Here is a 23018-nt window from a genome sequence, read left to right on the forward strand (position 1 = left end):
GCATTCCGGGCGGACTTTCGGCGCGAAACCCACCACCAATGGACCGAATGGCATCGACCCCCACACCGAGGTCCCTTCCCGCACACAGCACTTGACGACTCGCCGCCCGGGCGGGCGGGGCGGCCCCGGGCCGATAGCGTTCTCTTATGACGACTGCATTGGTCACGGGAGCGACGGCGGGCATCGGAGCGGCGTTCGCACGCCGGCTGGCGGCCGACGGACACAACCTGGTGCTGGTGGCCCGTAACGAAGAGAAGCTGCGCAATCACGCGGCCGAGCTGCACGACCGGCACGGCGTCGAGGTCGGGGTGCTGGTCGCCGACCTGGCGACGGAGGAAGGCATCACGGCCGTCGAGGAACGGCTGGACGACCGGAAGCACCCGGTGGACCTGCTCGTGAACAACGCGGGCTTCGGCAACAAGGGCGAGTTCCTCGAAGTGCCCATGGCCGACGAGCTGACGATGCTGAAGGTGCACTGCGAGGCGGTGCTGCGGCTGACGTCGGCGGCGGTGAAGGGGATGCGCGAGCGGCGGCGCGGCGGGGTGGTGAACGTCGCCTCGGTCGCGGCCTTCGTCCCGCGCGGGACCTACGGCGCGAGCAAGGCGTGGGTCGTGCAGTTCACCCAGGGCGCGGCACGGGACCTGGCCGGGAGCGGGGTGCGGCTGATGGCGCTGTGCCCGGGCTTCGTCCGTACCGAGTTCCACGAGCGCGCGGGCATGGGCACGGACAACATCCCCGGCTGGATGTGGCTGGACGCCGACAACCTGGTGGACGCGGCGATGAAGGACCTGGCCAGGGGCCGTTCGCTGTCCATCCCCGACCCCCGGTACAAGGCGCTGATGGGCGTGGTGAAGCTCGCCCCGCGCAACCTCCTGGGCGGCGTCACCTCCCGCACGGGCCGCAAGTACGGGCCGCAGTAGCCGGTCGCGCCAAAGACGACGGGCCCGGCACCTCCCTGGGAGATGCCGGGCCCGTTCGTACCGCAACCACCGCTTGAGTTACCCCCGCGGCGAGTTACCAGGTCCGCGAGAGCGGCTGGGGGTACCTCCCAGCGGTAGCTGGGGGAGGTTCAACCGCGAAGAGCAGGTCAGCTCACACTCAGTGCGCGTGGCCGTGTCCGTGGCCGGCGGCCTCGGGCTCCTCCTCGGCCGGCTTCTCGACGACCAGGGTCTCGGTCGTGAGCAGCAGGGAGGCGATGGAGGCGGCGTTCTCCAGGGCGGAGCGGGTGACCTTGACCGGGTCGATGACGCCGGCCTTCACCAGGTCGCCGTACTCACCGGTGGCGGCGTTGAAGCCGTTGCCCTTGTCGAGCTCGGCGACCTTGGAGGTGATGACGTAGCCCTCCAGGCCGGCGTTCTCGGCGATCCAGCGCAGCGGCTCGACGGCGGCGCGGCGGACGACGGCGACACCGGTGGCCTCGTCGCCCTCCTTGCCGAGGTTGCCCTCGAGCACCTTGACGGCGTGGACGAGCGCGGAGCCACCACCGGAGACGATGCCCTCCTCGACCGCGGCGCGGGTCGCGGAGATGGCGTCCTCAAGACGGTGCTTCTTCTCCTTGAGCTCGACCTCGGTGGCCGCACCCACGCGGATGACGCAGACGCCACCGGCGAGCTTGGCGAGGCGCTCCTGGAGCTTCTCGCGGTCCCAGTCCGAGTCGGTGGACTCGATCTCGGCCTTGATCTGCGCGACGCGGCCCGCGACGTCCTCGGAGTTGCCGCCACCGTCGACGATGGTGGTGTCGTCCTTGGTCACGGTCACGCGGCGGGCGGTGCCCAGCACGTCCAGACCGGCCTGGTCGAGCTTGAGGCCGACCTCCTCGGCGATGACGGTCGCACCGGTGAGGGTGGCCATGTCGCCGAGCATCGCCTTGCGGCGGTCACCGAAGCCGGGGGCCTTCACGGCGACGGCGTTGAAGGTGCCACGGATCTTGTTCACGACCAGGGTCGACAGGGCCTCGCCCTCGACGTCCTCGGCGATGATCAGCAGCGGCTTGGAGGAGCCGGCCTGGATGACCTTCTCCAGCAGCGGCAGCAGGTCCTGGATCGAACCGATCTTGCCCTGGTGGATGAGGATGTACGGGTCCTCGAGGACGGCCTCCATCCGCTCCTGGTCGGTGACCATGTACGGGGAGAGGTAACCCTTGTCGAAGGCCATGCCCTCGGTGAAGTCGAGCTCCAGGCCGAAGGTGTTGGACTCCTCGACGGTGATGACACCGTCCTTGCCGACCTTGTCCATCGCCTCGGCGATGAGCTCACCGACCTGCTTGTCCTGGGCGGACAGGCCGGCCACGGCGGCGATGTCCTCCTTGGAGTCGATCGGGCTGGCGATCGCGAGGAGGTCGTCGGACACGGCCTTGACGGCGGCGTCGATGCCCTTCTTCAGGGCGGCGGGGGAGGCACCGGCGGCGACGTTGCGCAGACCCTCACGGACCAGCGCCTGGGCCAGGACGGTGGCGGTGGTGGTGCCGTCACCAGCGATGTCGTTGGTCTTGGTCGCCACCTCCTTCACCAGCTGGGCGCCGAGGTTCTCGTACGGGTCGTCGACCTCGACCTCGCGGGCGATGGTGACACCGTCGTTGGTGATGGTCGGGGCGCCGAACTTCTTGTCGATGACGACGTTGCGGCCCTTGGGGCCGATCGTCACCTTGACCGTGTCGGCAAGCTTGTTGACGCCGCGCTCGAGGGCGCGACGGGCGTCCTCGTCGAACTTCAGAATCTTCGCCATGAGTTACGTGTCCTTAGTCGTACTCTCAACGAAATGCGCCCCTGCCCCGGGTGGTGAGACGCGGGAACCAGGGGCGCAGATCAGAACAGCTGGGGTGAAGCGTCGGCCTGGGAAATCCCAGGTCCCGGCTTACTTCTCGACGATCGCGAGAACGTCGCGGGCCGAGAGGACGAGGTACTCCTCGCCGTTGTACTTCACCTCGGTGCCGCCGTACTTGCTGTAGAGCACGACGTCGCCGACGGAAACGTCGAGCGGAAGACGGTTGCCGTCCTCGAAGCGGCCCGGGCCCACGGCCAGGACGACGCCCTCCTGGGGCTTCTCCTTGGCGGTGTCCGGAATGACCAGGCCCGAAGCCGTGGTCTGCTCGGCGTCGAGCGGCTGGACCACAATGCGGTCCTCGAGCGGCTTGATGGCAACCTTGGAGCTGGCGGTCGTCACGATCCGACCTCCCCCTTCGGAGATCTCACGGGGTTAACTGTCTGAGGTGGCGACCAGGTGGATCCGTCGTCGCGGGTGCCGGACCTGCCCGTCGCTGTGTTTGGCACTCTCCAGTGGTGAGTGCCAGCGCCGAGACTATGACGCGGTTAGCACTCGGTCAAGCGGAGTGCCAACGTGGCTCGTAAAGAGATCCGCGGCCTGACCGGACGGCAGTCTCGTGACCTGCCCCAGAATGGGACGGGTGAACCCTCTCGACGCCTTCTCCGCGCTGCTCAGCGACGAGGGCCGGACCCTGCTGGCCGGCCTCCGCGACCACGACCCCGCCCAGGAGCTCGCAACCGCCACCCGGCTGCGCCGCGAGCACCCCGCGGAGCTGGTGTCCGCGGCCCTCGGCCAGGCCAGGCTGCGGCAGCGCGCGGTCGCGAAGTTCGGCGCCGAGGACGCGTACCGGATGTTCTTCACCCCGAACGGCGTCGAGCAGTCCACCCGCCGCACCGTCGCCGTGCACCGCGCGGCGCGCCTGGCCGCGCTCGGCGTACGGTCCGTCGCCGACCTGTGCTGCGGCATCGGCGGCGACGCGATCGCGTACGCGCGGGCCGGGATCAAGGTGCTCGCGGTGGACCACGACCCGCTGACGGCGGAGGTCGCGCGGGCGAACGCCGAGGCGCTGGGCCTGGCCGACCTGATCGAGGTGCGCTGCGCGGACGTCACGGAGATCGACACGAGCCCGTACGACGCGGTCTTCGTGGACCCTGCGCGCAGAGGGGGCAAGGGGGCAGGGGCCGCGCGCAGCGCGTCGATGAGGGGCGGTGGCCGGGCGACGGGCGGGCGGATCTTCGACCCGGAGGCGTACTCCCCGCCGCTCTCCTGGGCCATCGAGGCGGCCCGCAAGGCCCCGCGCGCCGCGCTGAAGATCGCGCCCGGCATCCCGCACGAGGCGATCCCCGAGGACGCCGCGGCGGAGTGGATCTCGGACGGCGGCGACGTGAAGGAAGCGGTCCTCTGGTTCGGCACGGAACCCGGCTCCGTACGCGCCACCCTGCTGCCCTCGGGCGCCTCGCTCAGCACCACGGCGCCGCTCCCCGACCCGCCCGTACGCCCCGTGGGCCGGTACCTCTACGAGCCGGACGGCGCCGTCATCCGCGCCCACCTGGTCGCCGAGGCCGCCGCCGAGCTGGACGGGGGACTGATCGACGAGACCATCGCGTACGTCACCGCCGACGAGCTGCGCCCCACCCCGTACGCCGCCGCCTACGAGATCACCGACGTGCTGCCGTTCAACCTGAAGAAGCTCAAGTCACTCCTTCGTGAACGCGAGATCGGCGTGCTGACGGTCAAGAAGCGCGGCTCCGCCGTCGAGCCGGAGGAGATCCGCCGCAAGGTGAAGCTCCGCGGCCCGAACGCGGCCACGGTCCTGCTCACCCGCGTCGCGGGCGCGCCGACGATGCTCGTCGGACAGCCCGCGCCGCGGCCGGCCGGCGGCTGATCACGAGTACAGGTTGTCCTTGCTGACCTCGTGCACGTGGTCGTGGTCATGGCCGTGACCGTGCCCGTGGTGGGAGTGCGGGACGCCGTGCCGGTGCTGGTGGCCCGGGGCCGGGACGTGCGGCTCGGTGACCGGCAGGGAGGAGTCGGCGGACAGCTCCCAGGCGGAGTGCGGCCGGTTCCGCGCGACCATCTCGGCGCCGAGGGCCGCGACCATCGCGCCGTTGTCCGTGCACAGCTTCGGACGCGGCACGCGCAGCGTGATGCCCGCGTCCTCGCAGCGCCGCTCGGCCATCGCGCGCAGCCGCGAGTTGGCCGCCACGCCACCGCCGATCATCAGGTGCTCCACGCCGTGGTCCTTGCAGGCCCGTACGGCCTTCCGCGTCAGCACGTCCACGACGGCCTCCTGGAAGGACGCCGAGACGTCGGCCACCGGGACCTCCTCGCCGGCCGCGCGCCTGGCCTCGATCCAGCGGGCCACGGCGGTCTTCAGGCCGGAGAAGGAGAAGTCGTACTTCGGGTCGCGCGAACCGGTCAGGCCGCGCGGGAACGCGATCGCCTCCGGGTCGCCCTCGCGCGCCATGCGGTCGATGACCGGCCCGCCCGGGAAGCCGAGGTTCAGCACCCGCGCGACCTTGTCGAACGCCTCGCCCGCCGCGTCGTCGATCGTCGAGCCGAGCGGCCGCACGTCGGAGGTGATATCCGGCGCGAGCAGCAGCGAGGAGTGGCCGCCGGAGACCAGCAGCGCCATCGTCGGCTCGGGCAGCGCGCCGTGTTCGAGCTGGTCGACGCAGATGTGCGAGGCGAGGTGGTTGACGCCGTACAGCGGCTTGCCGAGGGCGTACGCGTACGCCTTGGCCGCCGAGGTGCCGACGAGCAGCGCTCCGGCGAGGCCGGGGCCGGCCGTCACCGCGATGCCGTCCAGGTCGGAGGCGGCGACGCCGGCGTCCTTCAGGGCGCGCTGGATGGTGGGGACCATCGCCTCCAGGTGGGCGCGCGAGGCGACCTCGGGGACGACGCCGCCGTAACGGGCGTGTTCGTCGACGCTGGAGGCGATCGCGTCGGCCAGCAGGGTGTGCCCGCGGACGATGCCGACACCGGTTTCGTCGCAGGAGGTCTCGATGCCGAGGACGAGCGGTTCGTCAGCCATTGATCGGTGTTCCTTGTACGAGGGATTCGGAGGTGTAGCGCATGACCAGGGCGTCGACGTTGCCCGGCTGGTAGTAGCCGCGGCGGAAGCCGATGGGCTCGAAGCCGAAGCGTTCGTACAGCCGCTGGGCGCGGAGGTTGTCGACGCGCACTTCGAGCAGCACTTCGTGGCACTCGAAGGTGTTGGCGGCGGTGAGCAGGTCGGTCAGCAGCCGGGCGCCGAGCCCGGAGCCCCACTGGTCGCGGGCCGTGGCGATGGTCTGGACGTCGCCGGTGCCGTCGACGGCGGCGAGCCCGCCGTAGCCGACGAGCCGGCCGTCCTGCTCGGCGACGGTGTAGTGGCGGTTCGCGCCGCGCCCTCGGGAGTGCGCCAGCTCGGACCAGAACATCCCCCGCGACCAGGCGTCCTCGGGGAACAGCTCCTCCTCCAGCGCCAGCACCGGCTCGATGTCCCACCAGCGCATCTCGCGCAGCACGGCGGCGGGCGCGGTGGTGGCGGACTGGTCGGCGTGGGCGGTCACTTGGGGGTGACCACCTTGTAGTTGGCCGGGACCTGCGCGTCCGGCCGGCGCAGGTACAGCGGCTGCGGGGGCAGCAGCGTCTCGCCGCGGGCCAGCTTCTCGGCGGCGAGCGCGCCGAGGGCCGCCGCCGACTGGTGCTCGGGCCCGTCGGCGCGCAGGCCGTCGAAGGTGGCGTCGTACAGCACCGCGCCCGCGCCCACCGCCGGCACCCCGGCGACCTGCTCGGCGATGTCGGCCGGGCGGTCGACGGCCGGCTCCGTCGTGCGGGTACGGAAGTCCGCGTACCGGGCCCAGTAGACCTCCTTGCGGCGCGCGTCCGTCGCCACGACGAAGGGCTCCTCGATCCCGGAGGCGTACGCGATGCCGTCCAGCGAGCACAGGCCGTGCACGGGCACGTCCAGGGCCGCGCCGAACGTGGCGGCGGTGACCAGGCCGACGCGCAGCCCGGTGTAGGGGCCGGGGCCGACGCCCACGACGATGTCGGTGACCGCGTCGAGCTTCACGCCGGCCTCGCCGAGCACCCGGTCGACGGCGGGCAGCAGCAGTTCGCCGTGGCGGCGGGCGTCCACCTCACGCGCCTCGGCGAGCACGCGGGGAGCGGCCGGGCCGCCGCCGGTGTCGGGGGCGCAGCTGAGCAGCGCGGCGGAAACGGCGGGGGTTGCGGTGTCAAGGGCAAGCAGCAGCACGCCCTCAAGACTACGGCGCGGCGGACGCCGCCCTGCCGGGTGCTGCGCTCGCCGGTACGCTGCGTGCTGGGACTCCGGCACGCTGTGTGCCGGCCTTCGGACCTCGGACGCGTACGGATCCGTACGGAAAGGTGGCACGGCGGTGGCCGCTAGGAGCAGCTCGATCGTGACGGCTCTCACCGTGGTGGCACTGGCCGCGGTCGGTTTCCTGGGCTTCCAGGCCTCGGCCGACGCCTCCGACCCGCTGAAGCCGGTGCGCTCGGCCAAGGGCGGCTCGGCCTCGCCGGCGCCCTCGGCCGACCAGAAGCCGAAGGAGTCGGCGGAGGAGAAGGAGAAGCGCGAGACCGCGGTGCCGGCGCACTCCGGTTCGGGCAAGCGCGTGGTGTACGCGCTGGACGACCGGCGGGTGTGGCTGATCGGCCCGAAGGAGCAGGTCCTGCGCACGTACGAGGTCGTACCGAGCAAGGTCAGCCCGGCGCCCGGGGCGTACTCGGTGACCACGCGCTCGGCGAGCGTGACCGGTTCCGACGGAATCCCGATCGAGAACGTCGTACGGTTCGCGACGGTCGACAACGTGGTGGTCGGCTTCAGCGCGGCGGTCGACGGCTCGATGCCGCAGCCGGACGCCCAGCAGAAGAAGACGGGCGGCGTCCGCGAAAAGCGCGCCGACGGCGCGGCCATGTGGAAGTTCGCCACGATCGGCACGAAGGTCGTCGTCGTTTCGTAGCGTCCGCGAGGACCGAGGTCACCCGGCGGCCGCCGGCCACCGGCACGGGCTCGGGGGCTTTCGGAGTCGCCGCAGGGGCATCGCTGCACCCGTACGGAGCAGGGGGCCGGCGTGGGCTGATGAATCCCCCGTACGGGCTACAGGGTGCCGTGGCGGCGAGTGGACGGCCTGTGCGCGCGGCCGGACGGGAAGCCCTGCCGCACCCGGCGGCCTACGCCGCGTCGCGGTCGCTGTTCGGCAGGTGGGAGGCCTCAGGAGCGGGCTCGGGGCGGGTTTCGGCGGTGGCCGGGGCCTCGGGGGCTTCCGGGGGCGTGGAGACCGCGCTGGCGGCCGCACAGGACGCCAGGAGTTCGTTCATCGTCGGCCGGGGGCCGTCCTCACGCCGGAACGGAGACGGTTCGCTGTCGTCGCGGCGGGCCGCCGCGGCGAGGGACTGGTGGGCCGACATGGATGCCTCCCGGGGATCCTGGGGCGAGCGGGCATAGTCAGGTAGACCTAACCGGCTCTCTCCCTCCATGTGACCACGCCCGGTACCGCCGACGCAACATCTTGCCGACGGCTTGTCGGAAACTACCGAGTCCACCGCCCCGTAAACGGCGGCCCGGGGGAGGCCGCGCCCGCGCCCTCCTCAGCGTTCCAGGAGCGCCCTGCTCGGCGTTCCCGGAGCAGGCCTCTCAAAGCTCCCGGAGCAGGCCTCTCAGAGTTCCTGGAGCACGCTCAGGTCGCTGCCCGCCCAGCGTTCGCCGACGCCGGTGACCGTCACCTCGCGGACGTCGTCCTCGTCCTCCGCCACGACCGCCGCGGCACCCACCGTGCGCGCGATCGTGACGTGCAGCCGGTCCTCGGACAGCTCCTCGACCTTGCCCTCGCCCCACTCCACGACGACCACGGACTCCGGCAGGGAGACGTCCAGGTCCAGGTCCTCCATCTCGTCCAGGCCGCCGCCGAGCCGGTAGGCGTCGACGTGCACCAGGGGCGGGCCCACGTGCAGCGAGGGGTGCACGCGGGCGATGACGAACGTCGGCGAGGTGACGGCGCCGCGTACGCCCAGGCCCTCGCCGAGGCCCCGGGTCAGCGTCGTCTTGCCCGCGCCGAGCTCTCCGCTCAGCAGCACCAGATCGCCCGGCCGCAGCAGGCCGGCGAGCCGGCGGCCCAACTCCTGCATCCGGTCCGGAGACTTGACGGTTACCTGCGTGATGGCATCGGTGGTGCTCATGCCGCCGATGGTACGAGGCCGGGCGGACACCGCGCGCCACGGCGGCGGCAGCCCCCTCCCGGCCCGGGCGTCAGGCCCGGGCCGGCCGCCGGGCGCGGGATTCCGACACCGCGCGTGCGACCAGGGCCGTCAGGCGGTCGTTGACCAGCTCGGGGTGTTCCAGCATGACCAGGTGGCCGGCGTCCGGTACGCAGGCCAGCTCCGCCGCCGGGAGCAGCTCGCCGATCGTGCGGCTGTGCTCGGGCGGCGTGATCAGGTCGCGGTCGCCGGCCAGTACGAGCGCCGGTACGCCGTCGTAGGCCGCCAGCGCCGCCGTCTTGTCGTGCACGGCGAACGCCGGGAAGAACTCCGCCACCACGTCGATCGGCGTCGCCTCGATCAGCCGCTCGGCGAAGCGCGCGACGCCCGGGTCGACGTCCTTGGGCGCGCCGAAGGAGTACCGCTTCACCAGCCCGGCGAAGAGGTCGGCCGTCGCCCGCCGGCCCTTCTCGACCAGCTCGCTCTGCGCGCCCAGCGCCTTCAGCACCCCGGGCGCGAAGCGGTGGAACGCCTTCACGCCCAGCGACGGCAGCCCGAAGGCGACCTCGCTCAGCCGCCCGGCCGACGTGCCGATCAGGCCGACGCCCACCACGCGCTCGGCGACGTACTCCGGGTACTGGTCGGCCAGCGCCATCACCGTCATGCCGCCCATGGAGTGCCCGATCAGCACGATCGGGCCCTCCGGCACGGCGGCGTCCAGCACCGCCTTCAGGTCCCGGCCCAGCATGTCGATGGTGACCGGTGCGGTGCCCTCGATCTGGGCGTGCCCGCGGGAGGAGCGTCCGTGGCTGCGCTGGTCCCAGTGGACCGTACGGACGTTGCCGCGCAGCGCGGCGCGCTGGAAGTGCCAGGCGTCCTGGCTGAGGCAGTAGCCGTGGCTGAAGACGACGGTGGGGGCCACTGAGCGTCGCCCCAGGGCACCCAGCAGTCGCTTGCGGCGGGCCTTCTGCGCCTCGCCGTCCGGGTGCTCGTCCGGCTCGTCGATCTCGTAGTACAGCTCGGTGCCGTCCTCGGCGTACGCGCTGCCCGGCACGCCGCGCAGGGTGCCGTACGGGCCCGCCGAGTCCAGCGCCGTCCGCGCCTTGCGGCGCACGCCCCGGCCGACCGTCAGCCGCTCCAGCGCCACCCCCGCGGCGGCGCCGGCCGCGACCACGCCGATCGCGGCGCCGGCGATGCCCGCGTGCCGGCCGGCGCGGGCCCAGCCGCCCGCGGCCTCTGCGGCGGCCCCGGCGGCGGCCCCGGCCACGCCCGGGACGCCTTGCGTGCCCTCGCTCATGTCCCGTCCCCCGTTCCCTCGTCCTCCGGGACATTCCCGTGCTCGGGGACATGGACGCGTGGCACCCGGCTTCCGATGCGGGTGACGATCTCGTAGCCGATGGTTCCGATGGCCTGTGCCCAGTCCTCGGCGGTCGGTTCGCCGCGGTCCCCCGGCCCGAAGAGCACCGCCTCGTCCCCCGCGGCGGCGGTGTCCCCGCCGAGGTCGACGACGAACTGGTCCATGGCGACCCGGCCGGCGATCGTCCGCCGCTTGCCGGCGATCAGCACCGGGCCGGTGCCGGAGGCGTGCCGCGGGATGCCGTCGGCGTAGCCCAGCGGGACCAGTGCGAGCGTGGTGTCCCCGGGGGTCGTGTAGTGGTGGCCGTACGAGACGCCGTGGCCGCCCGGTACGTGCTTGACCGACGCCAGGGAGGCGGACAGCGTCATCACGGGGCGCAGCCCGAAGTCGGCGGGCGTGCCGACCTCCGGGCTCGGCGAGATGCCGTAGACGCCGATCCCGGCGCGGACGAGGTCGAAGTGCGCGTCGGGGCGGGTGAGCAGGCCCGGGGTGTTGCAGATGTGCCGGACCTCGGGCCGCAGGCCGGCCGCCTCCGCGGCGGCGAGCGCGTCGCGGAAGACGGCGAGCTGGGCGTCGACCGAGGGATGGCCGGGCTCGTCGGCGCAGGCGAAGTGCGACCAGACGCCGGTGACCCGGATGAGGCCCTCGGCCTCGGCGGCGCGGGCGGCCTCGGTCAGCTCCGCCCAGTCGGCGGGCGGGCAGCCGTTGCGGCCGAGGCCGGTGTCGATCTTCAGCTGGACGCGGGCCGGGCGGCCGGCGGCGTGCGCCGCGTGGCGCACCTCGTGCAGCGCCCACAGCCCGCTCACCGAGACGTCGATGTCGAGCAGCACGGCCTTGCGCCACGGGCCGCCGGGCGTCCACAGCCACGCCATGAGGCGGCCGGTGTCGCCCGCCTCGCGCAGCGCGAAGGCCTCCTCTGGGAGGGCCGTGCCCAGCCACTCGGCACCGGCCCCACGGGCCGCCGCGGCGCACTGCACCGCGCCGTGCCCGTACCCGTCGGACTTGACCACGGCCATCAGCTGTGCCCGCGGAGCGCGCGCCTTCAGGGCACGCACGTTCGACCTCAGTGCGTCGAGGTCGATGGTGGCGCGGGCGCGCAGTGCTCTCTCGTTCATCGTCATCAGTGTCTCAGGTGCGGCGGGCGGAGCCCTTCCGACCGCCGCGATGAGGTGCTTTCGGGCGCCTGATGCCGGGTCACTCGGCCGGTTTGCGGCCCCAGACGAAGACGTCGTCGCCCTTCCTGAGGATGTTCCACAGCTTGGCCGCGTGCGGCCGCCGCATGTTCACGCAGCCGTACGAGCCGGGCGGGCTGTAGATGTTGCCGGAGATCCCGTGGAACGCCTGGCCGCCGTCGAAGAACTGGGAGTGCGGCATCGGCGAGTTGTAGATCGTCGAGTGGTGGTGGCGGTTGCGCAGGTAGACCTTGTGCTTGCCGGGACGGGTGGGATAGCCGGCCCGCCCGCTGCGGATCGCCACCGGGCCGAAGATCACCTTGTCGTGGTTCTGCACCCACATGATCTGGCGCGGCAGGTCGACGCAGGCCACCCGCGGTGCCCAGTGCTCGCCCTTCTTGCGCATCCGGGGCACCGGGCAGCGGCCCTCCTTGTTCGGGTTCGCCCTGGCCTCCAGGAGCCGGATGGTGCCCCAGGTGGCCGGGCCGGCGAAGCCGTTGGCCGGGCTGATGTTCTCCCTCTTCTGCAGGGCGGCGATGGCCTTGCAGTCGGCCGGTGACTGCTTGCCGTCCGCCTTCAGCTTCAGGTACCGCTCCACCTGCTTCTGGAAGGGACCGGTGGCGGTGGTGCACGCGGGCTCCGCCGGCTCGGCCTTGGCGCTCTCCGGGGCGCGCAGGACCTCGGTACGCGGCACGTACTCCACGACCGGGGCCTTCTCGGCGCGAGAGCCGGCGGCCTCCTGCCCACCCGGCTTGCCGGCCGCCGGCTTACCGGTGTGCTTGCCCGGCTTGCCGCTCTGCTTTCCGGGCTTGCCCGTGTGCTTGCCGGGCTTCTTCCCCGGCTTCTTCCCGGGCTTCTTGCCGTTGGCCGACGGCTTCGACTCGTACGTCTGGTCGGGCGTGTCCTTCGGCTGCGCGGAGTTGGGGACGCCGGGTACCAGCTCGGACACGGTGTAGACGTGCGGCTTCTGCGGCCCGGGGTCGGCGGCGGCCCCCGGGGCGACCACGAGACCCAGCAGCGTGGCCGTGCCCGTGGCACCGGCCAGCAGGGTGGAGAAGTATCGGTTCATACGATCAGGTGTGCCGTGACGGGGGCCCCACGCCCCGCGGAGGGGCGCAGGTTCGCCCTGGCGAGCGGGTTTTTCGGCCGGGCGGAGGTGCCGGACGAGCGGGCCGCGCCGGGGACGCCGACGGTACGGGCCGGGCACGCCGGGCCGGGCGGGCGTGGCCGCCGCCCGCCGGGTGAGACTGGTGGCATGCGGACTGCTTACAGCGTGGAGAAGGTGCGGGCGGCGGAGCGGGACCTGATGGCGCGGCTGCCGGACGGTGCCCTGATGCAGCGGGCCGCGGCGGGCCTGGCGGTGGCCTGTGCGGACCTCCTGGGACGGGTGTACGGGTCGCGGGTGGTGCTGCTGACGGGCAGCGGCGACAACGGCGGCGACGCCCTGTACGCGGGCGCCCGGCTGGCCCGCCGGGGCGCCGGGGTGCGCGCGGTGCTGCTGTCCCCGGAGCGGGCGCACCAGGGCGGTCTGGCGGCCCTCCGGGCGGCGGGCGGCCGGGTGTCGGCCGACCCGCGTGGCGACATCGGCCGCGCGGACCTCGTCGTGGACGGCATCGTGGGCATCGGCGGCAAGGGCGGACTGCGGCCCGAGGCGGCGGAGCTGGCCGACGCGGCGCGCTCCTCGACCGTCCTGGCGGTGGACCTGCCGAGCGGGGTGAACGCGGACACCGGCGAGGTCGACGGCGCCGCGGTACGGGCGGACGCGACGGTGACGTTCGGCGCGTACAAGCCGGGGCTGCTGATCGACCCGGCGCGCGAGTACGTGGGCGCGCTGCGGCTGGTGGACATCGGCCTGGAGCTGCCGGCCCCGGACGTCGAGGCGCTGCAGCATGCGGACGTGGCGGAGCTGCTGCCCGTCCCCTCGGCGGACAGCGACAAGTACCGGCGCGGCGTCGTCGGCGTCGTGGCGGGCTCCGCGCGCTATCCGGGCGCCGCGGTGCTCTCGGTGTCGGGCGCGCTGCGCGGCGGCGCGGGCGCCGTCCGGTACGTGGGTCCCGGCGCCGACGCGGTGATCGCGGCGCACCCGGAGACGCTGGTGCACACGGGCCCGCCCTCGAAGGCGGGACGGGTACAGGCGTGGGTGATCGGCCCCGGGCTGGGCGACAACGAGGAGGCCATGGCCGACGTCCTGGCCTCCGACGTACCGGTGCTGATCGACGCCGACGGACTGCACGGCCTGGACCCGGCGCGGCTGCGGGCCCGTACGGCGCCGACGCTGCTCACCCCGCACGCGGGCGAGGCGGCCGCGCTGCTCGGCGCGGCGCGCGAGGAGGTGGAGTCGGCGCGGCTGCACGCGGTACGCGAGCTGGCCGCCAGGTACGGCGCGACGGTGCTGCTCAAGGGCTCCTCGACGCTGATCGCCGGCCCCGACGGCGGAGCCGTACGCGTCAACCCGACCGGCACGGGCTGGCTGGCCACCGCGGGCAGCGGTGACGTGCTCTCGGGCCTGTCCGGATCGCTGCTGGCCACGGGGCTGACACCACTGGACGCGGCGTCGGCGGGCGCGTACCTGCACGGGCTGGCGGCGCGACAGGCGGCCGCGGAGACCGTCCCGCTGACGGCCTGCGACGTGGCGGGCGCGCTGCCGGGGGCCTGGCACTCGCTGGCGGACTGAGGCGCCGGACGGGGTACGCGGGGCGACCGCGTACCCCGTGCGCCTCATCCCTCCGCGATCACCACAGCCGAAGCCACCCCCGCGTCATGGCTGAGCGAGATGTGCCAGGACTGCACGCCCCGCTCCTGCGCGGCCGCCGCGACCGTGCCCCGCACCCGCAGGCGCGGCTGTCCGCTGTCCTCGACGTACACCTCCGCGTCCGTCCAGTGCAGCCCGCGCGGCGCGCCCAGCGCCTTGGCCAGCGCCTCCTTCGCGGCGAACCGGGCCGCGAGGGAGGCGACGCCGCGCGGCTCGCCGCCGGGCAGGTACCGCTCGCTGTCGACGAAGAGCCGGTCCAGCATCTGGGGCGTGCGCTCCAGCGCGGCGGCGAACCGGTCGATCTCGGCGACGTCGATGCCGACCCCGATGATCATTCGACGGTCACCGACTTGGCGAGGTTGCGCGGCTGGTCGACCTCGTTGCCGCGGGCCGTGGCCAGCTCGCAGGCGAAGACCTGCAGCGGCACGGTGGCCACCAGCGGCTGGAGCAGGGTCGGCGTCACGGGGATGCGGACGAGGTGGTCGGCGTACGGCACGACCGTCTCGTCGCCCTCCTCGGCGATGACGATGGTGCGGGCGCCGCGGGCCCGGATCTCCTGGATATTGGAGACGATCTTGTCGTGCAGGACGGAGCGGCCGCGCGGCGACGGCACGATCACCACCACCGGCAGGTCCTCCTCGATCAGCGCGATCGGCCCGTGCTTCAGCTCGCCCGCCGCGAACCCCTCGGCGTGCATGTACGCCAGCTCCTTGAGCTTCAGCGCGCCCTCCAGGGCGACCGGGTAGCCCACGTGGCGGCCGAGGAAGAGCACGGTCCGCTTGTCGGCCAGGCCACGGGCCAGCTCCCGTACCGGCTCCATCGTGCCCAGCACCTCGTCCACCTGGGTGCCGATCTCGGCCAGCTCCTTGACCACGGCCCGGATCTCGTCGCCCCACTTCGTGCCCCGCACCTGGCCCAGGTAGAGCGCGACCAGGTAGCAGGCGACGAGCTGGGTGAGGAACGCCTTCGTGGACGCGACGGCGACCTCGGGCCCGGCGTGCGTGTAGAGCACGGCGTCGGACTCGCGCGGAATGGTGGAGCCGTTGGTGTTGCAGATGGCGAGTACCTTGGCGCCCTGCTCACGGGCGTGCCGCAGCGCCATCAGGGTGTCCATGGTCTCGCCGGACTGGGAGATCGCGACGACCAGCGTGCGGTGGTCCAGGATCGGGTCGCGGTAGCGGAACTCGCTGGCGAGTTCGACCTCGCACGGGATGCGCGTCCAGTGCTCGATGGCGTACTTGGCGATCAGCCCGGCGTGGAAGGCCGTGCCGCACGCCACGATGACGACCTTCTGCGCCTCCCGCAGCACCCCGTCCGGGATGCGCACCTCGTCCAGCGACAGCCGCCCGTCCGCGCCGATCCGCCCCAGGAGGGTGTCCGCGACGGCCTTGGGCTGCTCGGCGATCTCCTTGAGCATGAAGTAGTCGTAGCCGCCCTTCTCGGCGGCCGAGGCGTCCCAGTCGACGTGGTACGGGCGCACCTCGGCCGGGCGGCCGTCGAAGTCGGTGACCTGGACGCCGTCCCGGCGGACCTCGACGACCTGGTCCTGGCCCAGTTCGACGGCCTCGCGGGTGTGCGCGATGAAGGCGGCCACATCGGAGGCGAGGAACGCCTCGTCCTCGCCGAGGCCGACGACCAGCGGGGAGTTGCGGCGGGCGCCGACCACCACGTCCGGCGCGTCGGCGTGCACGGCCACGAGGGTGAACGCGCCCTCCAGCCGGCGGCAGACCTGCCGCATCGCCTCGGCGAGGTCGCCGCACGAGGAGAAGGCCTCGGCCAGCAGGTGGGCGGTCACCTCGGTGTCCGTCTCGGAGGCCAGTTCGTGGCCGCGGTCGGTCAGTTCGGCGCGCAGCGCGGCGAAGTTCTCGATGATGCCGTTGTGCACCACCGAGACCCGTCCGGCGTTGTCCAGATGAGGATGGGCGTTGGCGTCGGTGGGCCCGCCGTGCGTGGCCCACCGGGTGTGCCCGACGCCCGTGTTGCCGGCCGGCAGCGGACGCACGGCCAGTTCCTTCTCCAGGTTGGCGAGCTTGCCGGCCTTCTTCGCCGCCGCCAGGCCGCCGTCGGCGAGCACGGCGACGCCCGCCGAGTCGTAGCCGCGGTACTCCAGCCGCTTCAGTCCGGCCAGTACGACGTCAAGGGCCGACTGGGCTCCCACGTATCCCACGATTCCGCACATGGAGGCAGCCTACGGCGCGCGCGGATCATTGCCCCGGTGCCGTACGGGTCATCGGCCGGGGGCCGTCCGGCTCATTGATTTTCCTCGATCCGGTCGATGGCCTCCTGGACCAGTTCGAGGAATTCCACCTCTTCGCAGCGCGGTTTGCTGCCCATCTCGTACAGGACCAGGCAGTCCGCCAGCTCCTCCCCCAGGTCCTCGTCGGGCAGTTCGGCGGCCAGTTCGCTGTGCACCAGGCCGGCGTGGCCGCCGCCCTGCGCCGGCACTCTCACCTCTTCGGCAACGGTTCTCTTCTGCCGCTGCCGTACGTAATCGAGCAGGCGTGTCACTGTGCCCACCCCCCATTTCTCGCGACGCAGTGATTGACGCGTTCCCCCGCGACGGACGGTACCGGGAATTGCCTGATTGGTATAGACATGCGGTATTCCGCCACCCCCCGGGATGAGCCGTGGCGGCCGGCTGCGGACAATGGGCGACGTGCCCATGACGACAGAGCAGCCGCAGCAACGACGCCGCGCCGACGCCACGCCGTACGTCGACATGACCCGCGCGGAGTGGAGTGCCCTGCGCGAGAAGACCCCGCTCCCCTTGACGGCAGATGAGGTCGAACGGTTGCGTGGCCTGGGCGACGTCATCGACCTGGACGAGGTGCGCGACGTCTACCTGCCGCTCTCCCGGCTGCTGAACCTCTACTTCGGGGCCACCAGCAGCCTCCGCGGTGCCCTGAACACCTTCCTCGGGGACCGGGAGGGGCACGGCGCCCAGGAGGGCACGCCGTTCGTGATCGGCGTCGCCGGCAGCGTCGCGGTCGGCAAGTCCACCACCGCGCGCCTGCTCCAGGCGCTGCTGGCCCGCTGGCCCGACCACCCGCGGGTGGAGCTGGTGACCACCGACGGCTTCCTGCTGCCCAACGCCGAACTGCACCGGCGCGGCCTGATGTCCCGGAAGGGCTTCCCCGAGTCCTACGACCGGCGCGCCCTGACCCGCTTCGTGGCCGACGTGAAGTCCGGCAAGGCCGAGGTCACCGCACCGGTCTACTCCCACCTCATCTACGACATCGTGCCCGGCGAGCGGCTGACCGTGCACCGCCCGGACATCCTCATCGTCGAGGGACTGAACGTCCTCCAGCCCGCGCTGCCCGGCAAGGACGGCCGCACCCGGCTCGGCCTCGCCGACTTCTTCGACTTCTCGGTGTACGTGGACGCCCGTACGGAGGACATCGAGCAGTGGTACCTGGGCCGGTTCCGCAAGCTGCGCGAGACCGCCTTCCAGAATCCCTTCTCCTACTTCCGCAAGTACGCGCAGGTGTCGGAGGAGGAGGCGCTGGACTACGCCCGGCTCAACTGGCGCACCATCAACAAGCCGAACCTGGAGCAGAATGTGGCCCCGACCCGCGGGCGCGCGAACCTCGTGCTCCGCAAGGGACCGGACCACAAGGTGCAGCGCCTCTCGCTGCGCAAACTCTGACACTCCCCGAGGAATGCCGCCGTGCTGCACCTGCGCCTGATCGTCCCGGCCGACCGCACAGAGGAGGTGACCGGTCTGCTCCGGCGCACGGTCGGCACCACGCACCTGGTGGTACTCAAGGGTGCCGCGCTGGACCCGGCCGGTGACGTGATCACCTGCGACGTCGCCCGGGAGGCCGGGGACGAGCTGCTGCGCGGACTGCGCGAACGCGGCATCGACGACTGCGGATCGATCGCCGTCGAGGACATCGACCTGTCGCTGTCCCGACGCGCCGTCCGGGCCGAGGAGGACGCGCCGGGCGAGGGCGCGGACGCCGTCCTGTGGGAACAGCTCGGCGAGGCCACGCACGAGGAGTCCACACTCACCGTCACCTACGTCGCCTTCCTGACACTGGCGACGATGCTCGCGGCCTGCGGTGTGGTGCTGGACAACGCGCTGCTCATCGTGGGCGCGATGGCCGTCGGACCCGAGTTCGGCCCGCTCGCCGGTGTCTGTACGGCACTGGTGCAGCGCGCCCCGCGCCTCGCCTGGCGCTCACTGATCGCGCTGCTCGTCGGCTTCGCGCTGGCGATGGTCCTGACCGTCGGCTTCAGCTACCTCATGGACGCGTTGGACCTCTTCAGCGAACGGCAGGTCGAGGCCGACCGGCCCAACACGTCCTTCATCTGGCAGCCTGACCCGATGTCCTTCGTGGTGGCGTTCCTCGCCGGGATCGCCGGCACGCTCTCCCTGACCTCGGCGAAGTCCGGCGCGCTGGTCGGCGTCGCGATCTCGGTGACGACCGTGCCGGCCGCCTCCAACGCCGCGGTGGCCTTCCTCTACGGCGACTACCACCAGACCTGGGGCTCCAGCCAGCAGCTGCTGCTGAACCTCGGCGGCATCGTCATCGCCGGCACGCTGACGCTGCTCACCCAGAAGTTCTTCTGGGCACGGCAACGCCGGCGTGCCGTCCGGAAGGCCTGAGGCCACGGCTCCACCGCGGGGTCAGCCCAGCGCCGACTTCACCACGTCGGCCAGCCGCCCCGCCACGGCGCGCGCCTGCTCCAGGTCGGCCGCCTCGACCATGACCCGGACCAGCGGCTCCGTACCGGAGGAGCGCAGCAGCACCCGGCCGGTCGCGCCCAGCTCCCGCTCCGCGTCGGTCACCGCGGCCGACAGCTCGGCGGAGGTCGTCACCCGGGACTTGTCCACGTCCGGGACGTTGATCAGGACCTGCGGCAGCCGTTCCATGACGCCCGCCAGCTCGGCCAGCGAGCGGCCGGTCGCGGCGACCCGCGCCCCCAGCATCAGACCGGTCAGCGTGCCGTCCCCGGTCGTGGCGTGGTCCAGCACGATGACGTGCCCGGACTGCTCGCCGCCCAGCGCGAAGCCCTGCGCCTTCATCTCCTCCAGGACGTACCGGTCACCGACCGCGGTGCGCACCAGTTCGATGCCCTCCCGCTCCAGCGCCAGCTTGAAGCCCAGGTTGGACATGACGGTGGCGACGACGGTGTTCTGCCGCAGCGTGCCGGCGTCCCGCATGCCCAGCGCGAGCACGGCGAGGATCTGGTCGCCGTCGACCTCGTTGCCCTCGTGGTCCACGGCCAGGCAGCGGTCCGCGTCACCGTCGTGCGCGACACCCAGGTCGGCACCGTGCTCGACCACGGCGGCCCGCAGCTTGTCGAGGTGGGTGGAGCCGCAGCCGTCGTTGATGTTCAGGCCGTCGGGGTCGGTGCCGATCGTGATGACGTCGGCGCCCGCCCGCGCGAAGGCCTCCGGGGAGACCCGCGCCGCGGCGCCGTGCGCCCCGTCGATGACGACCTTCAGGCCGTCCAGGCGGTTCGGGAGCACGCCGACCAGGTGCGCGACGTAGTTGTCGAAGCCCTCGGCGTAGTCCATGACCCGGCCCACGCCCGCGCCGGTCGGACGGTCCCACGGCTCGCCGGAGGCGTGGCCGCGGTACATGCTCTCGATCCGGTCCTCCAGCTCGTCGGGGAGCTTGTGCCCGCCGCGCGCGAAGAACTTGATGCCGTTGTCGGGCATCGGGTTGTGGCTGGCGGAGAGCATCACGCCCAGGTCGGCGCCGAGCGCGCCGGTGAGGTACGCCACCGCCGGGGTCGGCAGCACGCCCACCCGCAGCACGTCCACGCCCGCGCTGGCCAGCCCCGCCACCACGGCGGACTCCAGGAACTCCCCCGACGCCCGCGGATCGCGTCCGACCACGGCCACCGGCCGGTGATCTTCAAAAGTGCTGTCCCGCCCGTCACCCGACCGCCGCCCCAGCTGGACGGGGCCTCGCCCCGGCTCCTCCATCAGGACGTGCGCCGCAGCGACCGACAGCCCGAGCGCCAGCTCCGCCGTCAGGTCCGCATTGGCGACACCGCGTACCCCGTCCGTGCCGAAGAGTCGTCCCACTGGTGTCCTCCGAGTCATTTCGCTTGGACCAGACCGTTATGACCGTTCTGTACAGGTATACGCCTATCTGGTCCCCGGATAGCCGAACGCCCCGGCGGCACGAGAAGTGCCACCGGGGCGTTCCAAACAGCTGCGCATCGCAGCAAGCGGCAATTAGCGCTTGCTGTACTGCGGCGCCTTGCGGGCCTTCTTGAGACCGGCCTTCTTGCGCTCGACCGCACGGTCGTCGCGGCTCAGGAAGCCGGCCTTCTTCAGCGGGCCGCGGTTGTTCTCGACGTCCGCCTCGTTCAGCGCACGGGCCACGCCCAGGCGCAGCGCGCCGGCCTGGCCGGAGATGCCGCCGCCGGAGATGCGGGCGACAACGTCGTAGCGGTTGTCCAGCTCGAGCACCTTGAAGGGCTCGTTGACTTCCTGCTGGTGCACCTTGTTCGGGAAGTAGCCCTCAAGGGTGCGGCCGTTGATCTTCCACTGGCCGGTGCCGGGGATGATCCGGACGCGGGCAATGGCGTTCTTGCGACGGCCCAGGCCGGCGGCCGGCTGCGGGTCACCGAAGCGGGAGGCGAGCGACTCGGAGGTGTACTCACCCTCCAGCGGCGCCTCGGTCTCGGTGGTGTACTCCTCGACCTCGAGCGGGGTCTCGGCGGTGGTCTCAGCCACGATGCTCCTCAGATTCTCTTCGTCTTAGGGGGTGTGGCCGGACTTACTGCGCGACCTGGGTGATCTCGAACGGGACCGGCTGCTGAGCAGCGTGCGGGTGCTCGGCGCCCGCGTAGACCTTCAGCTTCGAGAGCATCTGACGGCCCAGGGTGTTCTTGGGAAGCATGCCCTTGATGGCCTTCTCGACAGCCTTCTCGGGGTTCTTGTCGAGCAGCTCGTCGTAACGGACGGAGCGCAGACCACCCGGGAAGCCGGAGTGGCGGTAGGCCATCTTCTGCTCGCGCTTGTTGCCGGACAGGTGCACCTTGTCGGCGTTGATGATGACGACGAAGTCACCGGTGTCGACGTGAGGGGCGTAGACCGGCTTGTGCTTGCCCCGCAGGAGGGACGCGGCCTGAGATGCCAGACGGCCCAGGACAACGTCCTGCGCGTCAATGATGTGCCACTGGCGCTGGACATCGCCGGGCTTGGGGCTGAACGTACGCACGTTTTAGCCTTCGCTTCTAAGTGATTGGGACCTGTACTGGGCCGCTTCGGACGACGAGCCGGGAGTGGCGGCTCCGGGTGACGCAACCCATCGCCTGCCGTCGGTCATCGGTCCGGTGGACCGGCGTAAGGGCCCCTCACGTGAGATAGAGCAAGCCAATACGCATAACAAACAGGCAGAATACCGGGCCTCCCCCAGGCGGGTCAAAACGCGCCCGGTACGGGGGTCCGGTCCCCGCCACTCCGGTCCGGGCGGCGCAGACAGGCGCAGGCGACCACCGCGGCGAGCGCCCACAGCATCACCGCGTCCTTGAAGGCCCGCCGCCTGACGTCCTCCAGATACGGCCAGTCCAGCCCGGCGACCTGCGGCACGAGAGCGGCCCAGAACCACACCGTACGGGGCACGGCGCCGGGCACCACAACAGAGGCCAGCAGGGGCCCCAGCACCACCAGCAGATAGTGGTCGAAGGACGGCCGGGACACCAGGAAGGCCGCGAGCAGCAGCATCGCCGCGGTCTCGACGAGCCGGAGCGGCCCCTCGTCCCCCCGCCGCCAGCGCAGGTACGCGCAGAGCACGCCCGCGGCGGCCGCCGCCACCGCCAGCCCGTAGGCCGGCGCCGGCGGCACCCCGAGCCTGGTCAGGACCGCGCCGAGCGAGGCGTCGTACGGCCGCGCGAAGGCGTCCTGGCCGCGGAGGAGGAACGGCAGCGTACGGGTGAGGAACATGCCGGGCCGCGGCATCACCAGCGCCGCCGCCAGGGACACGGCCACCGGCACGGCGACCGCGGCGGCCAGCGCGCCCCACCGCCGGGCGAGGACGAACAGCAGCAGGACCGGCAGCAGCATCGGCTTCAGGGCCAGCGCGCACCCGATCACCGCGCCCGCCGCCGTCCACCGCGCGCGGCGGGCCAGTAGCAGCGCGAGCGGCAGCGCCACGACCGAGGCGAGCGTCCAGTTGCCGAGCGTGACGAGGTTGCGGAACGGCTGGAAGAACGGCAGCGCGGCCACGACCAGCACCGCGAGCCGGCTGTCGGCACGTACGCCGAAGATCCGCAGGCTCAGGAACCAGCCCAGCAGGACGAGACAGACCCCGGCCGCCGGCACCAGCCACGGCAGCCACCGCTCGGGCAGCAGCGCCTCGGGCACGGCCGCGAGCACCGCCCCCGGCAGGTAGAGGAACCGCTTGTCGGCATACGGCGCGCCGCCGTCCAGCAGCGCCCGCGCCGCCTTCACCGCGAAGGCGTTGTCCATGCCGAGGTGACCGCCGCGCCGTACGGTCGCCACGACCACCACGGCCGTCAGCCCCGCGGCGACGGCCCGCAGCGGCCAGGGAGCGGGCCGCAGCAGCCACGCCACTCTGGGCGATTGCCCCGCTTTGTCCTCCGCCGTCACGCGGCCAGACTAGAAGGCGCCCGCGTCACCGCTCCCGCTCGACACTCCCCCAAGCTCTCAAGGAGCAGGGAGGGACCCCCAGTCGTCCCACACCGGCTCCGGCGTCTCCCGGACCCGGCCGTTCGAGCCGAAGACCAGATACCGGTCGAAGGAGCGCGCGAACCACCGGTCGTGCGTCACCGCCAGCACCGTCCCCTC

24 protein-coding genes are annotated in these 23018 nt (G+C 72.4%); 6 read left to right on the top strand and 18 right to left on the bottom strand.

Annotated elements, in window-relative coordinates; genetic code table 11:
- The first annotated feature begins 146 nt into the window (after window positions 1–146).
- Window positions 147–920: an SDR family oxidoreductase gene (locus tag ACIGQF_RS14255; RefSeq protein WP_361558321.1), complete on the top strand. Its 774-nt coding sequence runs from the start codon at window positions 147–149 to the stop codon at window positions 918–920.
- Between the two features lie 178 nt (window positions 921–1098).
- Here the strand turns inward: ACIGQF_RS14255 and groL are convergent, their stop codons facing one another.
- Together groL and groES are read right to left on the bottom strand one after the other, a co-directional pair.
- Window positions 1099–2724 carry a chaperonin GroEL gene (gene groL / locus ACIGQF_RS14260; protein WP_399709640.1) on the bottom strand — a complete coding sequence of 542 codons (1626 nt, stop codon included), beginning with the start codon at window positions 2722–2724 and terminating at the stop codon, window positions 1099–1101.
- A 129-nt stretch (window positions 2725–2853) separates the two neighbouring features.
- Window positions 2854–3162 (bottom strand): co-chaperone GroES, encoded by a 309-nt coding sequence (gene groES / locus ACIGQF_RS14265; protein WP_019329594.1) that lies wholly within the window; start codon window positions 3160–3162, stop codon window positions 2854–2856.
- A 232-nt stretch (window positions 3163–3394) separates the two neighbouring features.
- Between groES and ACIGQF_RS14270 the strand changes: the two genes are divergently transcribed.
- Window positions 3395–4648, top strand: a complete 1254-nt coding sequence (locus tag ACIGQF_RS14270; protein WP_399709643.1) for a methyltransferase domain-containing protein — start codon at window positions 3395–3397, stop codon at window positions 4646–4648.
- On the opposite strand, the gene tsaD is transcribed toward ACIGQF_RS14270, so the two are convergent.
- Genes tsaD through tsaB form a run of 3 tightly spaced genes read right to left on the bottom strand, consistent with a single transcriptional unit; the run spans window position 4649 to window position 7003 of the window.
- Window positions 4649–5797 carry a tRNA (adenosine(37)-N6)-threonylcarbamoyltransferase complex transferase subunit TsaD gene (gene tsaD, locus ACIGQF_RS14275; protein WP_399709646.1) on the bottom strand — a complete coding sequence of 383 codons (1149 nt, stop codon included), beginning with the start codon at window positions 5795–5797 and terminating at the stop codon, window positions 4649–4651. It abuts the gene before it with no gap.
- Window positions 5790–6260 (bottom strand): ribosomal protein S18-alanine N-acetyltransferase, encoded by a 471-nt coding sequence (gene rimI / locus ACIGQF_RS14280; RefSeq protein ID WP_361558817.1) that lies wholly within the window; start codon window positions 6258–6260, stop codon window positions 5790–5792. The genes tsaD and rimI overlap by 8 nt, the downstream gene beginning before the upstream one ends.
- 53 nt (window positions 6261–6313) lie before the next feature.
- Window positions 6314–7003, bottom strand: coding sequence for a tRNA (adenosine(37)-N6)-threonylcarbamoyltransferase complex dimerization subunit type 1 TsaB (tsaB, locus tag ACIGQF_RS14285; RefSeq protein WP_399709649.1), 690 nt, complete (start codon window positions 7001–7003; stop codon window positions 6314–6316).
- A gap of 166 nt (window positions 7004–7169) precedes the next feature.
- Between tsaB and ACIGQF_RS14290 the strand changes: the two genes are divergently transcribed.
- Window positions 7170–7730 carry a hypothetical protein gene (locus ACIGQF_RS14290; protein ID WP_399709652.1) on the top strand — a complete coding sequence of 187 codons (561 nt, stop codon included), beginning with the start codon at window positions 7170–7172 and terminating at the stop codon, window positions 7728–7730.
- A gap of 211 nt (window positions 7731–7941) precedes the next feature.
- Here the strand turns inward: ACIGQF_RS14290 and ACIGQF_RS14295 are convergent, their stop codons facing one another.
- The 5 genes from ACIGQF_RS14295 to ACIGQF_RS14315 form a co-directional block, all read right to left on the bottom strand.
- Window positions 7942–8178 (bottom strand): hypothetical protein, encoded by a 237-nt coding sequence (locus ACIGQF_RS14295; protein ID WP_399709655.1) that lies wholly within the window; start codon window positions 8176–8178, stop codon window positions 7942–7944.
- Between the two features lie 249 nt (window positions 8179–8427).
- Entirely contained in the window at window positions 8428–8946 is a 519-nt protein-coding gene (tsaE, locus tag ACIGQF_RS14300) for a tRNA (adenosine(37)-N6)-threonylcarbamoyltransferase complex ATPase subunit type 1 TsaE (RefSeq protein ID WP_399709658.1), read from the bottom strand.
- Window positions 8947–9016: 70 nt separating this feature from the next.
- Window positions 9017–10261 carry an alpha/beta fold hydrolase gene (locus ACIGQF_RS14305; RefSeq protein WP_399709661.1) on the bottom strand — a complete coding sequence of 415 codons (1245 nt, stop codon included), beginning with the start codon at window positions 10259–10261 and terminating at the stop codon, window positions 9017–9019.
- Window positions 10258–11436, bottom strand: coding sequence for an alanine racemase (alr, locus tag ACIGQF_RS14310; protein WP_399709664.1), 1179 nt, complete (start codon window positions 11434–11436; stop codon window positions 10258–10260). Before alr ends, ACIGQF_RS14305 begins: the two co-directional genes overlap by 4 nt.
- A gap of 79 nt (window positions 11437–11515) precedes the next feature.
- The gene (locus ACIGQF_RS14315) at window positions 11516–12562 is read right to left on the bottom strand and encodes a L,D-transpeptidase family protein (RefSeq protein ID WP_399709667.1); all 1047 of its coding nucleotides are present in this window, start codon (window positions 12560–12562) and stop codon (window positions 11516–11518) included.
- Window positions 12563–12748: 186 nt separating this feature from the next.
- Here ACIGQF_RS14315 and ACIGQF_RS14320 point away from each other — a divergent pair, with 186 nt between their 5' ends.
- On the top strand, window positions 12749–14167 hold the full coding sequence (locus tag ACIGQF_RS14320) for an NAD(P)H-hydrate dehydratase (RefSeq protein WP_399709670.1): 1419 nt from the start codon (window positions 12749–12751) through the stop codon (window positions 14165–14167).
- 44 nt (window positions 14168–14211) lie between these two features.
- On the opposite strand, the gene ACIGQF_RS14325 is transcribed toward ACIGQF_RS14320, so the two are convergent.
- The 3 genes from ACIGQF_RS14325 to ACIGQF_RS14335 all read right to left on the bottom strand — a co-directional run bounded on the left by ACIGQF_RS14325 (window position 14212) and on the right by ACIGQF_RS14335 (window position 16696).
- Window positions 14212–14580, bottom strand: coding sequence for a holo-ACP synthase (locus ACIGQF_RS14325; protein WP_361558284.1), 369 nt, complete (start codon window positions 14578–14580; stop codon window positions 14212–14214).
- A complete protein-coding gene (gene glmS / locus ACIGQF_RS14330) occupies window positions 14577–16424 on the bottom strand; it encodes a glutamine--fructose-6-phosphate transaminase (isomerizing) (protein ID WP_399709675.1) in 1848 nt (615 codons plus the stop codon). Before glmS ends, ACIGQF_RS14325 begins: the two co-directional genes overlap by 4 nt.
- A gap of 71 nt (window positions 16425–16495) precedes the next feature.
- A complete protein-coding gene (locus tag ACIGQF_RS14335; RefSeq protein ID WP_399710148.1) occupies window positions 16496–16696 on the bottom strand; it encodes a hypothetical protein in 201 nt (66 codons plus the stop codon).
- A 205-nt stretch (window positions 16697–16901) separates the two neighbouring features.
- On the opposite strand from ACIGQF_RS14335, the gene coaA reads away from it, so the two are divergent.
- Both coaA and ACIGQF_RS14345 read left to right on the top strand, forming a co-directional pair.
- On the top strand, window positions 16902–17891 hold the full coding sequence (gene coaA, locus ACIGQF_RS14340; RefSeq protein ID WP_361558278.1) for a type I pantothenate kinase: 990 nt from the start codon (window positions 16902–16904) through the stop codon (window positions 17889–17891).
- 21 nt (window positions 17892–17912) lie between these two features.
- On the top strand, window positions 17913–18854 hold the full coding sequence (locus tag ACIGQF_RS14345) for a DUF389 domain-containing protein (RefSeq protein ID WP_399709679.1): 942 nt from the start codon (window positions 17913–17915) through the stop codon (window positions 18852–18854).
- Window positions 18855–18875: 21 nt separating this feature from the next.
- On the opposite strand, the gene glmM is transcribed toward ACIGQF_RS14345, so the two are convergent.
- From glmM to ACIGQF_RS14370, 5 genes are all read right to left on the bottom strand, one after another.
- On the bottom strand, window positions 18876–20285 hold the full coding sequence (gene glmM / locus ACIGQF_RS14350) for a phosphoglucosamine mutase (protein WP_399709682.1): 1410 nt from the start codon (window positions 20283–20285) through the stop codon (window positions 18876–18878).
- A 153-nt stretch (window positions 20286–20438) separates the two neighbouring features.
- The gene (rpsI, locus tag ACIGQF_RS14355; RefSeq protein WP_361558269.1) at window positions 20439–20942 is read right to left on the bottom strand and encodes a 30S ribosomal protein S9; all 504 of its coding nucleotides are present in this window, start codon (window positions 20940–20942) and stop codon (window positions 20439–20441) included.
- 43 nt (window positions 20943–20985) lie between these two features.
- Window positions 20986–21429, bottom strand: coding sequence for a 50S ribosomal protein L13 (gene rplM, locus ACIGQF_RS14360; RefSeq protein ID WP_346092403.1), 444 nt, complete (start codon window positions 21427–21429; stop codon window positions 20986–20988).
- A gap of 203 nt (window positions 21430–21632) precedes the next feature.
- On the bottom strand, window positions 21633–22820 hold the full coding sequence (locus tag ACIGQF_RS14365) for a glycosyltransferase 87 family protein (RefSeq protein ID WP_399709687.1): 1188 nt from the start codon (window positions 22818–22820) through the stop codon (window positions 21633–21635).
- 57 nt (window positions 22821–22877) lie between these two features.
- Window positions 22878–23000: a hypothetical protein gene (locus tag ACIGQF_RS14370; RefSeq protein ID WP_399709690.1), complete on the bottom strand. Its 123-nt coding sequence runs from the start codon at window positions 22998–23000 to the stop codon at window positions 22878–22880.
- Window positions 23001–23018: the final 18 nt, after the last annotated feature.

The sequence above is a fragment of the Streptomyces sp. NPDC053560 genome (genome assembly GCF_044544605.1).
Lineage (GTDB): Bacteria > Actinomycetota > Actinomycetes > Streptomycetales > Streptomycetaceae > Streptomyces.

Bases quoted from the DNA above. Each gene is read 5' to 3' on its own strand.
- rimI (WP_361558817.1), bottom strand. From the start codon at position 6,260: ATGCGCTGGTGGGACATCGAGCCGGTGCTGGCGCTGGAGGAGGAGCTG.
- tsaE (WP_399709658.1), bottom strand. From the start codon at position 8,946: ATGAGCACCACCGATGCCATCACGCAGGTAACCGTCAAGTCTCCGGAC.
- ACIGQF_RS14295 (WP_399709655.1), bottom strand. From the start codon at position 8,178: ATGTCGGCCCACCAGTCCCTCGCCGCGGCGGCCCGCCGCGACGACAGC.
- tsaD (WP_399709646.1), bottom strand. From the start codon at position 5,797: ATGGCTGACGAACCGCTCGTCCTCGGCATCGAGACCTCCTGCGACGAA.
- groL (WP_399709640.1), bottom strand. From the start codon at position 2,724: ATGGCGAAGATTCTGAAGTTCGACGAGGACGCCCGTCGCGCCCTCGAG.
- ACIGQF_RS14320 (WP_399709670.1), top strand. From the start codon at position 12,749: ATGCGGACTGCTTACAGCGTGGAGAAGGTGCGGGCGGCGGAGCGGGAC.
- glmS (WP_399709675.1), bottom strand. From the start codon at position 16,424: ATGTGCGGAATCGTGGGATACGTGGGAGCCCAGTCGGCCCTTGACGTC.
- ACIGQF_RS14270 (WP_399709643.1), top strand. From the start codon at position 3,395: ATGGGACGGGTGAACCCTCTCGACGCCTTCTCCGCGCTGCTCAGCGAC.
- ACIGQF_RS14325 (WP_361558284.1), bottom strand. From the start codon at position 14,580: ATGATCATCGGGGTCGGCATCGACGTCGCCGAGATCGACCGGTTCGCC.
- ACIGQF_RS14255 (WP_361558321.1), top strand. From the start codon at position 147: ATGACGACTGCATTGGTCACGGGAGCGACGGCGGGCATCGGAGCGGCG.
- ACIGQF_RS14305 (WP_399709661.1), bottom strand. From the start codon at position 10,261: ATGAGCGAGGGCACGCAAGGCGTCCCGGGCGTGGCCGGGGCCGCCGCC.
- alr (WP_399709664.1), bottom strand. From the start codon at position 11,436: ATGAACGAGAGAGCACTGCGCGCCCGCGCCACCATCGACCTCGACGCA.
- ACIGQF_RS14315 (WP_399709667.1), bottom strand. From the start codon at position 12,562: ATGAACCGATACTTCTCCACCCTGCTGGCCGGTGCCACGGGCACGGCC.